13 protein-coding genes are annotated in these 16,206 nt (G+C 48.7%); 8 read left to right on the forward strand and 5 right to left on the reverse strand.

Going from position 1 to position 16,206, the window contains the following annotated elements; all coding sequences use genetic code 11:
• Positions 1-47 precede the first annotated feature (47 nt).
• Together BUQ91_RS08165 and BUQ91_RS08170 are read left to right on the forward strand one after the other, a co-directional pair.
• Complete coding sequence (locus BUQ91_RS08165; protein ID WP_074208817.1) at positions 48-2,960, forward strand: DUF349 domain-containing protein; 2,913 nt, start codon at positions 48-50, stop codon at positions 2,958-2,960.
• Between the two features lie 112 nt (positions 2,961-3,072).
• Positions 3,073-4,032 (forward strand): L-threonylcarbamoyladenylate synthase, encoded by a 960-nt coding sequence (locus BUQ91_RS08170; protein WP_074208818.1) that lies wholly within the window; start codon positions 3,073-3,075, stop codon positions 4,030-4,032.
• A gap of 86 nt (positions 4,033-4,118) precedes the next feature.
• On the opposite strand, the gene BUQ91_RS08175 is transcribed toward BUQ91_RS08170, so the two are convergent.
• Complete coding sequence (locus BUQ91_RS08175; RefSeq protein WP_254842290.1) at positions 4,119-4,838, reverse strand: M15 family metallopeptidase; 720 nt, start codon at positions 4,836-4,838, stop codon at positions 4,119-4,121.
• A gap of 106 nt (positions 4,839-4,944) precedes the next feature.
• Positions 4,945-7,299: a peptidase associated/transthyretin-like domain-containing protein gene (locus tag BUQ91_RS08180; RefSeq protein ID WP_074208819.1), complete on the reverse strand. Its 2,355-nt coding sequence runs from the start codon at positions 7,297-7,299 to the stop codon at positions 4,945-4,947.
• A gap of 68 nt (positions 7,300-7,367) precedes the next feature.
• On the opposite strand from BUQ91_RS08180, the gene BUQ91_RS08185 reads away from it, so the two are divergent.
• The 6 genes from BUQ91_RS08185 (at position 7,368) to nth (ending at position 11,826) form a co-directional block, all read left to right on the forward strand.
• Positions 7,368-8,264, forward strand: coding sequence for a nitrilase-related carbon-nitrogen hydrolase (locus BUQ91_RS08185; protein ID WP_074208820.1), 897 nt, complete (start codon positions 7,368-7,370; stop codon positions 8,262-8,264).
• Positions 8,265-8,448: 184 nt separating this feature from the next.
• Positions 8,449-8,586, forward strand: coding sequence for a hypothetical protein (locus BUQ91_RS15700; RefSeq protein WP_175545401.1), 138 nt, complete (start codon positions 8,449-8,451; stop codon positions 8,584-8,586).
• A gap of 2 nt (positions 8,587-8,588) precedes the next feature.
• A complete protein-coding gene (locus BUQ91_RS08190; protein WP_074208821.1) occupies positions 8,589-8,951 on the forward strand; it encodes a hypothetical protein in 363 nt (120 codons plus the stop codon).
• 240 nt (positions 8,952-9,191) lie between these two features.
• Positions 9,192-10,376: a phosphotransferase gene (locus BUQ91_RS08195; RefSeq protein WP_074208822.1), complete on the forward strand. Its 1,185-nt coding sequence runs from the start codon at positions 9,192-9,194 to the stop codon at positions 10,374-10,376.
• Positions 10,377-10,398: 22 nt separating this feature from the next.
• The gene (cysE, locus tag BUQ91_RS08200; protein ID WP_074208823.1) at positions 10,399-11,184 is read left to right on the forward strand and encodes a serine O-acetyltransferase; all 786 of its coding nucleotides are present in this window, start codon (positions 10,399-10,401) and stop codon (positions 11,182-11,184) included.
• A 15-nt stretch (positions 11,185-11,199) separates the two neighbouring features.
• Complete coding sequence (gene nth, locus BUQ91_RS08205; RefSeq protein WP_074208824.1) at positions 11,200-11,826, forward strand: endonuclease III; 627 nt, start codon at positions 11,200-11,202, stop codon at positions 11,824-11,826.
• Positions 11,827-12,113: 287 nt separating this feature from the next.
• Here nth and BUQ91_RS08210 read toward each other — a convergent pair whose 3' ends face one another.
• The 3 genes from BUQ91_RS08210 to BUQ91_RS08220 all read right to left on the reverse strand — a co-directional run bounded on the left by BUQ91_RS08210 (position 12,114) and on the right by BUQ91_RS08220 (position 16,070).
• Positions 12,114-13,148 carry a DUF3300 domain-containing protein gene (locus tag BUQ91_RS08210; protein ID WP_074208825.1) on the reverse strand — a complete coding sequence of 345 codons (1,035 nt, stop codon included), beginning with the start codon at positions 13,146-13,148 and terminating at the stop codon, positions 12,114-12,116.
• A 76-nt stretch (positions 13,149-13,224) separates the two neighbouring features.
• Positions 13,225-14,202: a tetratricopeptide repeat protein gene (locus BUQ91_RS08215; protein ID WP_074208826.1), complete on the reverse strand. Its 978-nt coding sequence runs from the start codon at positions 14,200-14,202 to the stop codon at positions 13,225-13,227.
• 200 nt (positions 14,203-14,402) lie between these two features.
• The gene (locus BUQ91_RS08220; protein ID WP_072826865.1) at positions 14,403-16,070 is read right to left on the reverse strand and encodes a glutamine--tRNA ligase/YqeY domain fusion protein; all 1,668 of its coding nucleotides are present in this window, start codon (positions 16,068-16,070) and stop codon (positions 14,403-14,405) included.
• Positions 16,071-16,206 lie beyond the last annotated feature (136 nt).

Genomic DNA, 16,206 nt, shown 5'->3' on the forward strand with positions numbered 1-16,206 from the left:
TTATGCTATACGGAGCTGAGGAAGCCCCGCCTACCTTTGGAGATATTATGAGCTTTTTTGACGCATTTAAACCGAAATGGCAAAATTCCAACCCAGCAAAGCGCATCGAAGCGATTGCCGACTTGGATGAACTCACTAGTCAAGATATTGTCGAACGAGTGGCCCTTTCTGATGATAATGTCGAAGTGAGAATAGCTGCAATTAATAAACTTGCAATTATTAAGACACTTCAGGAAATTTCTAAAAACGATAGTGACTCTAGCGTACGCCGTTTGGCAGAAACAAGAGCATTCGAAGAAATTGTCAAAAAGCTGAAAGACTTTAAAGAATCGAATTTGAACGACGAAGTCCGCGGTTATATCGAAGCCGTCAAGGACACGCGTTACGCCGAAGACGTCCTTAAGGCTACAGACAACTTAACAATCAAGAGAGAATTGGTCAAGCTTTGCAATAAGCAATCGCTCCTTGCCCAAATCGCAACTCGTGATTCTAGTGAAGAAATTGCAATGGCCGCTGCAGACCGCGTGGTTTCTGAATCTCTGCAAGCAGACCTCATCAAGAATTCCAAGCACGTTTCTGTCCGCAAGAAGATTTCGGATAAAGTTCGTACAAAGAAAGAAGCTGAAGACAACGGCAAAAAGGCTTTGGAACTTTTGCAGAGCAAGCGTGAAGCATTGATCAAGCAAGCCCACTTCCTTGCAGCTCAAAAAGACGCCATTGCAACGAAGCCGCAGTTCGACGCCCTTATGACCGAAGCGAACGCACTTGGCATGGGCGACCTTGCAGGCTCACTCAACGAAATTTACGACAGCTTCAACAAGTTCTACGACGAAGCAAATGCCGCCAAGAGAGCCGCTGAAAATGCCGAAGCCGAAAAGCAGGCCAAGATAGCCCACTTGACGGAAACGCTTGCAGAGCTCGAAGGCATGCTTGAAGCAAATACGACGGAAGAAAACGCAGAACGCGTGAACGCCATTGTCGAAGAATGGACCGCTAGCAAATCCATCATGGATGCAGCCTCCATCAAGCGTTTCAACAACGCCTACTTCAAGACTCAAGAAGCAAAGAAAATTGTACTCCCGACTGCAGAATCCGAAAACGCTTGCGAAGAAGAAATTGCAGCACGCAAGAGCCTTCTCGAACGTCTCCAGGCTCTCTCCGAAACGGAAATTGACGAGAACACCGGCAAGCACTTGCACGCTATCGTCCGCGAATGGGAAAAGCTCGACCTTCTCGAAGGCGATGACCCGATTCTCCAGGCATACAATGCCCTGCGCACCAAGTTGAACGAACTCATCTCTGCATTCAACGAAAAGGCACAGAAGGTCGTCGAAGAAAATTCCAAGAAACTCCGCACACTCATCGAACGCATCCAGAACATCGACGAGAATCAGGAATTCCGCGAAATCCATAAGATTCTCCGCGACACCTACCAGGAATGGAAGGAAATCGTCGGCGAACAGAAATTCAAATATCACGATCTTTGGCAGGAATACAAGATTGCCACATCCCGCTTCCAGGAAATGCAACAGTGGGAAAACTGGCACAACGAAAAGGACCGCGATACAATCATTGACGAGATGACCGCACTTTCTAAGGAAGCTCCGAGCCAGGACGTTTTGGCCAAGTTCCGCGAGCTCTGCAGCAAGTGGCGTGAAATCGGCCCCATCTCTGCAGCCAAGTTCCAAGATTACAGAGACCGTTTCCAGGCCTTGGTCGATAAGGTCAAAGAAAACTGCGCTCCGTTCATCGAAGAACAGAATGCAGAACGCCAGAAAAACCTCGTTGACAAGGAAGCCCTTTGCCAGAAGGTCGAAGAACTCGTTGCCAACGCCGAAATTTTTTGGAAGGACAAGTTCAAGGCCGTTCAGGAAATTCAGGAAAACTGGAAGAACATCGGCATGGTTCCAAAGGAAGCCTTTGCGGCGCTCAACAAGCGTTTCAAGGATGCCGTGAACGCCTTCTACGCCCAGCATAAAGAAAATGTAAAGCGCGAAGATGACAGCCGCGAAGCCAACTACGAAAAGAAGGTCGCTCTCTGCATCGAAGCCGAAGCCATCAAGGATTCGACCGATTGGAACGCAACCTCCACCAAGCTCAAACAGTTGCAGGATGCATGGAAGGCAACCGGTCCTGTTCCGAAGAGCAAGTCCGACGAGATTTGGACCCGCTTCCGCACCGCATGCGATTCATTTTTCGATAAGAAGCGCAACCACTTCGAAGAAATGGATGCCGCTAAGCAGAAGAATCTCGAACAAAAGCAAGCCATTTGCGAAAAGCTCGAAGCTCTCGACTTGAACAACGTGACTCCGGAAATCATCGAAGCATACAAGACCATCGAAGCCGAATGGAAGACTATCGGCATGGTCCCGAAGGATGCCGTCGAATCTATCAATGAACGTTACAGCGCAATTGTCAACAAGATTGTTGCCAAGATGGCTGAAACCGATCCGGAACTTCAAGCCAAGATTGCCGAAATCAAGAAGAAAAAGCAAGACTCCATCGAAAAGGTTCGTCAGTTTGCCGAAAGTGCAGGCTCCAACCAGCTCGCCGATGCCGTTCGCGACATCCAGAAGGAATGGGTTACGCTGGGTTCTTGCGGTAACGACGATGCTGAACTCCAGAAGGCATTCCGCGATGTTTGCGATGACTTCTTCACCCGCCGCCGTGACCAGCTCGACATTCAGGAACAGGCTCGCCAGAACAACTTGCAGAAGAAGATTCTCCTCTGCGAACAGGCCGAAGACTTGCTCACTGACTTGAACGAATCTACAGTCGTGGCCTCGATGAACAAGGTCAAGCATTTCCGCCGCTTGTGGAAAGAAGTCGGTGCCGTTCCTCGTGAACACTCCGAAAAAATCTGGAAGCGCTTCAACACGGCATGCGATCAGGTGTTTGCATTCGGCCGCAAGGACGAAAAGAAGGAAGAAGCTCCGGCAGCAGCAACTACCGAAGCATAGCGATCGGAGAAGGTCTCCGCGACCTTTTCAAGTTCGCTTTTACAAGACCTTGTCATGCCCGCCTCCGAGCGGGCATCTCCTTTTTATACCGTAAAATTTTTATTTTTGGGTCATGAAATTCCCGCCATGGACAAGTGTAAGCGAAGCTGCCCGCCTCCTCAAGGAAGGCGAAGTCGTCGCCATCCCGACAGAAACGGTTTACGGCCTCGCCGGCAACGCATTCGAACCTAAAGCACTAGCGAAGATTTTTGCTGCCAAGGAACGCCCCACGTTCGATCCGCTGATTGTCCACATTGCAGATATCGCCCAGCTGACCGACATCGCAAAAGACATTCCCGATAGTGCCTACAAGCTCGCCGAAGCCTATTGGCCGGGCCCGATGACGATTATCCTTCCCAAGAAGGACTGCATCCCCGACCTTTGCACAAGCGCCCTTCCCTCCGTGGCCGTGCGCTTCCCGAGCCATCCGATTGCGCAGGCAATCATCAAGGAATCAGGGCTCCCGCTGGCAGCCCCGAGCGCAAACCTCTTTAAGCACGTGAGCCCCACGACCGCAGAGCACGTAGCTGCTCAGCTTGCAGACCGCATCGCGGGAATCGTCGATGGCGGCCCCTGCTCCGTTGGCGTCGAAAGTTCCATCATCTCGCTTGTTGGTGAACCGACCGTGATGCGTCCAGGCGCCATCACACCCGAGATGTTCAAAGCCATCCTCGGTGAAGTGAAAATCAAGGAATCTACATCAAAGCCAGGCCAGCCAATGCTTGCCCCCGGCCAATGCGACACGCATTACCGCCCGCAAGTCCCGCTTTACTACGGCGAAATTCCAGCAGGCTACACGCTCCCCGAGCACACCGTGCGCATTGCATTCGGTACACAGCCGGGTCCGATTCCTGCTACTGTAAACTTGTCTGCTACAGGCGACATGGTCGAAGCAACATCCAAGCTTTACGCATTCATGCACGACCTTGATGACCCGAAATACGACTTGATTCTCGTGGACCCCATCCCGAACACAGGCGTTGGCATGGCTCTAAACGACCGCCTGAAACGCGCAAGCATAAAGAGGCTTTAGGTAATAGGTTGTAGGTATTAGAAAAAAATAGGCATCAGAGTTTGATTATTATAACCTAACCCCTGTAACCTAAAACCTAGCACCTACTAAATAGGGAACAGCGGGTAGTGTTCCTTGGTATACGCCCGCGTGAATGCGTTAAAATGCCACCATTCGCTAGAGAGCATCACCCACCCCGCACGCTTCATGATATTGCGGAGCAAGTTGCGGTTATCGATTTGCTGTTGCGTGAGGCGCCCGGACTTTAAAGCATCAGCCTCGCCCACTGCACCCGCACAACGTTCAAACGAATCAAAGTCGGCTCCCATATCCAGCAAATTGCCAGTGCTATCGGCTAGCCCTAAATCAAGCGCAAGCCCGTAATTGTGGAGCCCGCCCGTCTTGCCCGACGAAACGAAATGGCTGTAAGGCGTTCCCGCCACAGATTGTTTCAGAACCGATTGCGCATACATCGGGCGCGCCGCATCAAAAATTACAAGAGAATAACCCGGCAATTCCTTCGAGATAATAGAAATTGCACGCTTCAATTTAGGCAGGCCATCCTTATGCATAAAAGCACGCTGGATGCCGCAATACATGTCATGACCGGTCACATTGTTAAACGTTGCGTAGCGCAAGTCCATACGGATGCCACGCATGTACGTGATTTCGACCAAATTAGAATCGTGCGTTGCGTAGTCAATCCACTTTTTTGCAGATGTGCAAAAGCGCAATGGCTTTTCGGGCTTCGGCGGCACAAACAAGGAGTCCGTCTCATGCCCGAATGACAGAACTGCAAAAAAGAAAATGATTAAAAGGAATTTCATATAAGCCACTGGATCCTATCGGTCTTGCAGACCTCCAGGATGACATTCATAAGATTCTCGCCCATAGCTCAAAGTGCCATAGGCACGACCTCATACCTCACAGCTCCTAAATTCCCAACTGCACTTCGACACCGAATTGCAGATAGAGCCCCATGCCCTTTGCAATAAACGGTACCAAATCATAGCCATTGGCCGTATTCTTGTCTTTATCGCGAGCAACCCAAGAACGTTCGCGTCCGTTTTCCCCGCCAAGGAACTTGAGTGCAGCCACATCAAGTTTCGAGAAGATGTTATCCACTTCCAAATAGAACCTGGCGTGCCTAAAGAAGAACTTAGACTTGGTCAAATCCAAATTGACACGCAAGTCCGTTCTGTACAGGTCCGTAAACTTGTTATAATCCTTAAGTTCGCGAGTTCCACTCTTACCATCCGACGAAGGCTTGATTGAATAGAAGTAGAGCGGTCTATGCCATGCCGCATGATGTGTCAAAATCACAGACACAATGGAATCCTTACGCGGATAATATCTAAAGTGCGACACCACATCTAAACGGGAATTCGCTTCCCATGGCAGAGACTTGCCACCCTTCAGTTCGTATTCACCGTACACAGAGCTTGCATTCATTGCCATCGAGAAATGGTGAGACGTTTTCCATTCTACAGAACCCGAGGCGCCAGAAACCCAAGCATAGTCAATCGGGGTAATGTCTTGATAATTTGCAAAAGCCTTCGGCAGTGGGAGCAGCGGATCAGCATAGAAACGTCCAAAGCCAGACACCTGAGCCACCAAGTACTTGGAACGGTAGCCAACGCCCAACTTAAGAGAAGTTCCCGATTCCAAACGACCCGTCAAATCACCGTCATCAAAGTAATGTTTCCAGTCCGCACGATATGCAGCGTTACCAAAAAGTCTCCAATAGGCAGAATCTGTTTTAGACAAATTACGTTCCATATCAAACGATGCTGTCGGGCGTGCATTATGGTCACGAGCATCTGCGACTGCACCAACAGAGAACATATGTTCTGAATAATCATTTTTCCAGTCAAGCGTTACCGCACCCGATAAAACACCCGTCTGGTATTTACTGGTTTCATCACCACCAGGAACCAAATAACTGCGATCAACCAAATGATGTTCATAAAGAACGGCACCACGTAAATCAGCACCACCAAAGATATCGGCATGGAAATCCTTGTCAGCACCCAAGCTCAGTGTTGTATGCGTTTGGCTGTAACCATCAATAAATGTCCTTGCAGATTCATCGGTAAGTTTGCCCGTACGGAACCCAGTCGTATCGCGCAAAGTATCGCTCAAGCTTTCGCGAACAAGCCCCGCGTGGAAGCTTGCCCCGAACTTCGATGCATATTCCGCACCGATGACCAAGTAGCTTTGGCTACCTTCGATAATATCAATGGAATTGACACTGCCATAAGATCTCGACGTATCCTGGCGGATTTTGTATTCATCGGAACTATACAACGTGCGCAATGCCCAAGAAGCATTTCCCAAAGAATCGGAACCATTCAACTGAGCGTACAAATCAAAAGCCGAAAGGTTAAACGGGTCCGAAGACTTCATCTTTTCGTTGTCAGTATTTTCGTTACCACGCTTACGGAATTCCGTATAGAACTTTTCACCTAGATTCTTGAGCATAAAGTCATCAAGACGGCGGAATGCAAAACGGAAGCTATCCCAAATAAAGAACGGAGCATCAAGCACGACTTCTTGGAGTGTAAGTCCAACAGAACCTTTCAAGCCCCATTCCCCGCTTGTCTGTTCCGGAAGGTACTGGATAGACGTTGCAAGACCTTGCCCAAGCGGCCCTTGACCATAATGGTCATGAACTTCGATACCGCTCAAAGTATGCGGGTTCACAATGGACAAGTTGCCCGGGAATCCAACATCCAGGTGTCGCATGTTCGGAATGCGGAGGCGACCTAAATGATACGCCACGTCACTTGCACGGGAACCTTCATAATACAAAGCACTGCTAAAATCCTTTTGGCCCGAAATACCAGGCATCTGGCTCAAGTGTTCCGTCAAGTCGAAGCGCATACCCGCAGCGTCTTCAAGTTTTTCGAGTTGGACCGTACGTTCCACATTCCACTTGATGGGTTCGCCATCACCGATAATCGTGCTTGCCCCAAGATTTGTGACATTGGTGCTAAGCGTAATCACCATGTCCATGAGGTCGGCAAAATCTTGCAATTCCACAAAGACGCTATCAAAGCCATCCTTCTTGAATACAAGCGTTGCATTCTTGGAATCTACCGAGAACTCAAAACGACCGCGGGAATCAGTCGTTCCAATCGGCTTGCCAGACTTATATGTAACAGCAACATCCTTGACCGGCAAATCAGATTCGGCTTCGAGAACGACGCCAATAACCATTGTAGGCGAGGCAGCAAGAGCCCCAACTACAAGAAACAAGACAAGACAGAAAATAAAGCGAAACTTCATGCCCTCAAAATAGATAATTTACGCCAAGAAATTTCCTCCAGCCCGCAAACATCGGTTATATTATACGCATGCTTAAAGTTTATTTAATCCAAATGGATAGCGCAAAAGGCTCCAAGTCCGAAAATTTAGACCGAGCAAAGGCTATGATTCTTGACACCCACCCCGCCGAAGGGAGCCTTATCCTATTGCCCGAAATGTTCGCCACGGGCTACATCCCCGCAAACCTAGCAGCCGCTGCCGAAGACTTTAGCACCAATACCGCGGGCGAAACCGCACGTATGCTTTCCGAGATTGCCGACGCCACAAACTGCACCATCATGGGTGCAGGCATCACTCGCGCATCTAGCGGTTATTTCAACCATGTAAGCATTTACGCCCCGCACACGCCCAAAGAGTTCTGCGGATACAACAAGATGAACTTGTTCTTCCCTGAAAAAGAAAGCTTTAAAGCGGGCGAAAATATTAATTTATTTAAATTAAAGGAGATTCCCTCCCCATACGCGGATCATGCTCACATAAGTGCTAAAGCACTAAGTGATCAAAGAGATCAAGTCGGGAATGACAATAAGGCAGAATCTGTAAGCTGGACAATAGCTTCATTTATCTGCTACGACTTGCGGTTCCCCGAGATTTTCCGCGAAGTAACCAAAAAAGGCGCAAATTTAATCACGATCCAAGCAGCGTGGCCCGCCAAAAGACGCGCCCACTGGGAAACGCTCCTCAAGGCTCGTGCTATCGAAAACCAGGTCTACATTGCAGCCGTAAATGCCGTAAGCACCGCACCCAATGCCCCAACCCCGCTTGCTGGTACATCCCTCATCATTTCACCAAACGGTGATATAATTGCCGAAGGATCCACTCAAAGCGAAATGATTATTACTACCGAACTAGACTTGCAAGCCGAAAGAAATTACCGCAAATCATTCCCCGTACTCGACGGAATAGTCCCTCCAGATTTGATTTAAAACACACTCAAAGCCATAATTTCAAGTTCGTCTTGGACAATCAGTCAATCCTAAATTATTGACTATCAACGAGTTACAGACTCTCTTTTGTATATTTGTCTTGCAAAATTTTCTTTTTATTTGAGCCAAGCCCTCTCAAAAAGATTATTTTTTTCTTACAGGATTAAATTCAAGAGGTTTTAAAATGGCAACGACAGGTAATCTCGATTACGCAAAAGAGCTCATCAAAGCAGGGCTTAAACGCGAGTTGATTTTAAAAATCACCTCCATTTCGGAACACGAATACAGCCTCCTCCAACGTGAACTCTTAGCAACAGCTTAATCTTGCAGCTTATTCTAAACATCCCTGCACAAAAAGCGACCAACAACGAATCTCGTAAGGCCGCAGTTCTAGCTTGTTACAAAGACGGAAGCCTTTTGCTCGATGCAAGGGACAACCTCAAACCAGCAAGATTCACCATGCATCCGTCCGACATTTTTCCCTGGGCGGAATTCATAGAAAAACTCCTTGCCGCCTGGCAACTCTGCGATTACAGCGATGTTCCAGAAGCATTCAAGCCCGTCAAGCAAATTCCGCCATTTGTTGTTGAAGGGCTCCCCAATGAACCTGTCCCGCAGCAACTCAAAATTCTTGCAACACTGCGTTCCCAGGGATATTTCGCCCCGCTCACAAGCCCCGGCAAATAATGTTCAGATAAAAAGAAGAAAGTGTCCTCTCCTAATCCGAATCGACCAAACATCGACCATAATCGAAGACACTTTCTTTATTTTTCCAAGGAGAATCCACCCTTCCATCTCCTATTATTAATTATACTCTTTTTAATTAAAATGGTTTATTATTTAAAAACTATTTTTCTAACCAAAATAAACATACTTCAAAAAATATATATTGACGCCTAGAAGCGTCTTTTTTTTTGAGGGTTGCTAATGAACCTTATCAAACATTTTAGCAAACAACGTTGGTTCATGGGGAAAAACAGAACCATCACCAACATGGAAGTACTCGATTCCACGGAAGCCGGCGGCACACGAATCAAGCTAATCAAGGTTTCGTTCGATGATGGCGAAAGCGATATTTACACGTTCATCGATGACGAAAACGCCGTCGGAAAAATTCTCGAAGACGCATTCCTAGACGGCTCTCAGCAATCGGTATTCTCCGGTGATTCAGGCTTTTTCTCGTTCCGGATTACAGCGCCGCTCCCTAAAGTTCCTCTTACAAATATCAAGCCCGTTTCGAAAGAACAGAGCAATTCAGCCTTTTGCGCACCCGGTAAATATTTCTTTAAACTTTACCGCCGACTTGAACCGGGATTACATCCCGAAGCCGAAATTCTAGAAGCTATGAACAAGGCCGACAGCCGCCGCGTGCCGAGACTTTACGCCGTCTGTAATTACAAAGCAAAAGGTGGTGAAGTTTACACCTGGGGAATCCTCGAAGAACATTTTGCAGATGCCAAAGACGCTTGGAATGAATTTTGCAACAACATGGATAGTACCGATGCATTCCAACTCGGCATGTCCACCGCACAAATGCACGAAAGCCTAAAGCCGCTGAGTGGCCCCAAATACAGCAACATCGAGCCACCCTTCGACAAACTAGAACTATTGCTCAAAAATTCAACGGATACCGAGTACGCCCCACAACTGCGGGAACATCTTGCAGAACTGCGTATCCGTTATAGCGACTTGCTCCGCGAGACATTCAGCGACAAGACTATAAAGAAACAGCGCATCCATGGGGATTACCACCTGGGTCAGGTGCTTATCACACAAAGCGCCAACGGCACAAAGCATTTCGAGATGATTGACTTCGAGGGCGAACCCACGCGCAGCCTCGACTACAGACGCACCATCCGTTCCCCCGCGGTCGATATTGCAGGGATGCTCCGCAGTTTTGCCTATGCAGGCGCCGTTGCAAAAGTGGATCCGAGTGAAGCACAACAAGCATTTATTACGGGGTATTCCAAAGTTTCTGGGATTTCTATCGATGCCATCGAAAAAGAATCCAAGCCCTACATTTTGGCAAAAGCCATCTACGAAGCATGTTACGAACTAGAATTCCGCCCCGACTGGTTCTGGATTCCCGCCAAAGCGCTGCTAGAGCTATAAAATTTCTATATTTGGCGTCATCATGACACCAGAAGAAATGGAACAGTTACTCCGCAAGGAAGCACAAGAGCTCGTCAAGACCGAGCCTCTTTCTAAGTTGATGCTCGAAGAACAAGTCCTTAACCGCAAGGATTTTGCGGACATGCTCTGCGTTACCCTAGCCTGTCAATTGGCAGGTGAAGTCATCGACCGTGCAGAACTGGAAAAGATTTTCTGTTCCATGTACGAGAAATACCCTAATTTGCTCGTTTCCGCCACCAAAGACTTGAGAGCAACCGTCTTGCGCGACCCCGCTTGCACAAGCTATCTAGAACCATTGTTACTTTTCAAGGGTTTCCAAGGTTTGCAGGCTTACCGCGTTGCTCACGTGTTGTGGGAAGAACACAGGCATTTCCCGGCCAAGATGCTCCAAAACATCATCAGCCGCAAGTTCGGCATGGACATCCACCCGGCTGCAAAAATTGGCCACGGACTTTTGGTAGACCACGCAACGAACATTGTTATTGGCGAAACCGCGACCGTCGGCAACAACGTGAGCTTTTTGCATGGTGTGACCTTGGGCGGTACCGGTAACGAAATCGGCGACCGTCACCCGAAAATCGGAAACGGCGTGATGCTCGGAGCCCATGCCCAGTTGCTCGGCAACATCCACATTGGCGATGGCGCTAAGATTGGCGCAGGCGCCGTGGTGCTTTGCGATGTTCCGGCTCACACGACGTATGCAGGCGTGCCAGCTGTTCAGGTAGGCCACCCGCACGACGACATGCCGAGCTTCAACATGCAACAGGACTTCACGCGAGACGTTTAAACGAAAGTAGCGCGAATGAACAAGACTGCAAAAATCAAATTCATTGGCGAAAAGCTGGACGAACTCTTTCCAGATCCCCCTATTCCTTTAAATTACACGAACCCCTTCACGATGCTTGTCGCAGTTGTCCTGAGCGCCCAATGCACAGACATCCGCGTGAACCAGGTGACCGAAGTCCTTTTCAAGCTTGCCGACACGCCTCAAAAAATGCTCAAACTCGGTGTCGACCGCATTGCCGAAATCATCAAGCCCTGCGGATTCTTTAACACCAAGAGCGTAAACATCTACAAACTCTCGCAGGCGCTCGTCAAAAAATTCAAGGGCGAAGTTCCGCACACATTCGAAGAGCTTGAAAGCTTGCCCGGCGTGGGCCACAAGACGGCAAGCGTCATCATGATCCACATTTTCAAGATTCCGGCCTTCCCCGTCGACACGCACATTCACCGCCTTGCAGAACGCTGGGGGTTAAGCGATGGTTCGAGCGTCGAAAAGACCGAAGCAGACCTAAAAAAAGCTTTTCCCAAAGAAGAATGGGAAAAGCGTCATTTGCAAATCATTTATTTTGGTCGTACCTACTGCAAGGCTCGCGGGCATAAAGACGAAGAATGCCCGATTTGCAGTGTTGTCAATAAGCACGGGTAAAATTCTCTAAAAGGCGATTCCGGCACAACGGCCGGAATGACATACAAGGTTAGACAGCACGAACGCTTGCGTTCGTATTGGACAACCGCAGTTGTCAAGCCTCGAAGAGGAATGACATGCAAGGCGAGAGCAGCAAGAATGAGCGAACTCATTCTTATTGCCGAGCCGCAGAGTCATGTGCTTGCACAATGACAACGAAGCCGAGCGATGCAGAAACATGCTTGCATGTTTCTATATCCGAGGCGAACATGTCATGCCTCGAAGAGGAATGACAACGAAGCCGAACGTTACCTTCTACGCGACGGTGGCGGAGGTGGATTATGCGGTCCAGGACGACGTTCTGCTCTGCGTGAATCCCGGTTATCATCCGAACTCGAAGCCTGCGGAGGCGGAGGTGGAACCGGACGCTTGTAATTTGACGGCGGAGGAGGCGGTGCCGAAGTTGTACGCGGTTCCGGTGCAGCCGACTTGTTCAAGCCCTTCCCATCCCTAAAACTATTAGAACGCGGAGGCGGAGGTGCTGCCGGACGTTTATAATTCGGAGGTGGCGGATTATCAAAATGCCTAGGCGCAGGTCTGTCGCGGAGCCTATCATGACGTGGCGGGCGAACAGATTCGTGAAAACGACGATGACGCGGAGGTGGCGCATAGCGGTGCGGATGGCGGTAATGCGGGCGGCGATGCACCCAATCGTAATAGAACGGATCCCAGCCCCAATAAACAAGACCAGCACCAGTCCAAACCCCATTCACATAGCGAATGCGGATATTACCATCCGATACGACATAATAAACGACACGCGGATCGTATTCAGGAACATACACGTATTCTTCGCGGACAGGCTGAATCGAAACATTTTCGTTCACTGTCACAGAAACCTTGTCATCGCTATTCAAATAACCATTCTTATGAGCAACCCTGCGCATTCTCTGCACGGCATCCATCACGTCGGCCTTTTGCATTTCAACAGCTTCGCCGAGCTGATGAGACCAAGTTGCATATTTCGCTAATTTGCGCAGTACATCCGGGAACGGAATGAGTGCAATCACCGATTCGTCGTAATCGAGTTCAGCTCGTTCAATTGCAGCTGCCAAATCATCACCTTTCAAATGGCGATTTGCAGTTGCAAATGCAGATGCGCTTGGGAGGTCTTCGCCATGCGTTGTAGCATCAAGAACATGCACCAACAACGGGTCAGGATAAAGCGCAATCGTCGAAACGAGTGTATCCAATTCCGCAGGCGTATAGCGGTTCTGGGCATTCGCCATTCCTGCCAAAAGAAACACTAGCGGCAGAACATATTTTAGCGTTTTCTTAAACATAGGAACCTCCTTATCCTTAAATTACATCTTATTAGATGCAGCCGACCAGCCCTTGGTTTCAAGATATTCAAAAAAATTATTTTCGATTAGCCCAAATCAAGTAATCCTTGAGAGCCTCAATTTGCTTTTGTTCCAAAAGAAGCGCGATATTTGGATTATCAAGAAGAATGATTTCATAAAAGATAAAATCGCCCAATTTATCCGCATCCAAAACCTTGTCGAGCCTGCTCAAGACTTCAACGGAACCCTTATGAGAATCCATAAACGGAAGAAGTCCCATCAAACATTCTCTATACTTCTTTTCCCATGAGCCTGCCATTTTCTTATACTCAGGTTCATACTTCCAAGCTGCCTGAACAAACGCATAATACGACCAAATCGAATCGGCAACAATATTCACGTTACCCGTTGCTGAATCTCGGGACATTTTCACTTGCGGATTGAATGTCCAATTTTTCATACTAAGTCCGTTGTCATCAAAAATCTGCTTGCGCACGGCTTCTAGTCGCGGGTTGTTGCGGTTCAATACTTTTGCAATTGAAATTTCTTGAAGAGCCTTTTCCTTTTGACCCTTAATCTTATAAACATCGGCAAGCAACCAATGCGCTAGAAAATCTATGTAATTAGCATCAATGGCCTTTTTGTACCATAATTCAGCCTTATCCCATTTTTTCTCCATTCCATAAGTTTGTGCAATATAGGTTATCGCGTTATACAACTTAGGGTCTTGCTGCAAAGCCAGCGTATAAGCATCGCGAGCCTTGGCATACTGATGCGAGCCAAAATAACTTTCTGCCTTATCAAATAATTTTTTCGCTTCGCCCTTCGGTTCAAACGACTTTAAGACATAGCCATCAGCCGTTTTTTCGCGGTAAACCTGAATATTAATCATCTTACTGCGATCCGGTACAGGAATCGGTTTTTCAAGGAACTTCAAAGAATATGCCGTTTTGGAATCCTTAATGATATCCATAGCCTTTTTTAACGGATTTTCGACTTCGGCAAAAGAAAGCGTGACAAACACGCAAAGCAGCATCAGGATTTTATTTTTCATAAACCCATTCCTTCTTAGTTGAGTCTATAAAACAAAATACAAAATGTCCGACAAAAAACAAAAGACCCCGGCTGTTAAACCGAGGTATTAAAATCTAATTCTAATTAGAACCAAGCGAGACAAGGCGCGAACCCCCGTAGCGTACTAAGCGTACGTGAGGGGGTGAGCAACGCCGTATCGCGAAGGTTATAATTAGAATTTTACTTTGTTGGATTAAAGCTGTCTTTCAATCCCACAGTTCTGTTAAACACGAGGTGACCCGGCTTGGAGTCTTCGCTATCAAGGCAGAAGTAGCCCTGACGCATGAACTGGAAACGGTCTTCGAGCTTGGCATCGGCGAGAGCGGGTTCCACCTTGGCTTGCTTAATGACCATGGAATTCGGGTTCAGGTAATCGTGCCAGTCTTCGCCTTCCGGGACCTGGGCAGGATCTTCGAGCGTGAACAAGTTATCAATGAGGCGCACTTCGGCATCCACAGCGTGTGCGGCAGAAACCCAGTGGATCGTGCCCTTGACCTTGCGGCCATCCGGAGATTCGCCACCCTTGCTGAGCGGGTCATAAACGCAGTGGATCACCTTGACCTTGCCGTCTGCATCCTTTTCGACACTCTTGCAAGTGACAAAGTAAGCACCCTTGAGGCGGACTTCGCCTTCCGGCTTCAAGCGGAAGTACTTCTTCGGCGGTTCTTCCATAAAGTCATCAGCTTCGATGTAGAGTTCACCGCTGAACGGAACCTTGCGCGTACCGGCATTCGGGTCGTTCGGGTTGTTCTCGACTTCGATCATTTCGACCTTGCCTGCTTCCCAGTTGTCAATCACGAGCTTGACCGGATCAATCACGGCCATCACGCGGTTAGCGGTCTGGTTCAATTCTTCGCGGATGCAGAAGTAAAGGAGGTTCACGTCGACCATGGAATCGGCCTTGGAAACACCGATGCGGCTGCAGAACTCACGGATGGAACTCGGGGTAAAGCCACGGCGGCGGAAACCGCAAACGGTCGGCATACGCGGGTCGTTCCAGCCAAGCACAGCCTTTGTCTGCACAAGTTCGAGGAGCTTGCGTTTGCTCATCATCGTGTACGTGAGGTTCAAACGAGCAAATTCAATCTGCTGCGGACGGTTCTGCAAACCAAGTTCAATGAGGAACCAATCATAAAGCGGACGGTGGGCTTCGAACTCGAGCGTGCAGATGGAGTGCGTGATGCCTTCAATCCAGTCGCTGATCGGGTGGGCAAAGTCATACATCGGGTAGATGCACCACTTGTCGCCAGTGCGATGGTGCGTGCAATGCTTGATGCGGTAGATGACCGGATCGCGCATGTTCATGTTCGGGCTTGCGAGGTCGACCTTGGCACGGAGGCACTTTTCGCCGTCGGCGTACTTGCCGTCGCGCATTTCGTGGAAGAGCTTCATGTTCTCTTCAACGCTGCGGTCGCGGTAGGGGCTCGGGCGGGATGGCTTGCCGGCGTCATTGCCGCGGTATTCCTGCATTTCGTCGCGAGTCAAATCTTCGACGTAAGCCTTACCCATTTCAATCATCTTTTCGGCAAAGGCGTAAATCTGGTCGTAGTAGTCGCTTGCGAAAAATTCTTCTTTCCATTCAAAGCCGAGCCACTTCACGTCTTCACGGATAGAATCGACGTATTCCACGTCTTCCTTGGTCGGGTTCGTGTCGTCGAAGCGGAGGTTCGTAAAGCCACCGAACTTTTTGGCGGTGCCGAAGTTCAAGCAGATGGACTTGGCATGGCCAATGTGAATGTAGCCGTTCGGTTCGGGCGGGAAACGCGTCAGCACGTGATCGCGCTTGCCGGTTTGGAGGTCGTTAACGATAATGTCCTGAATAAAATTCGAAGATTCGGGGATTTCCATAACAGGGTCCTTTTAAAATTTTACGAGGGAAAGATAGAAAAGTGTGCAAGGTGAGTCATGCACGAAAACTTGTTTTCGTATGTGCGAACCGCAGCCACGGACGCCGAAGGCGTCAAAAGTAGGGAGTCAGAAGTAG

The organism is Fibrobacter sp. UWB11 (genome assembly GCF_900143015.1).
In the GTDB taxonomy this organism is placed as follows: Bacteria; Fibrobacterota; Fibrobacteria; order Fibrobacterales; family Fibrobacteraceae; genus Fibrobacter.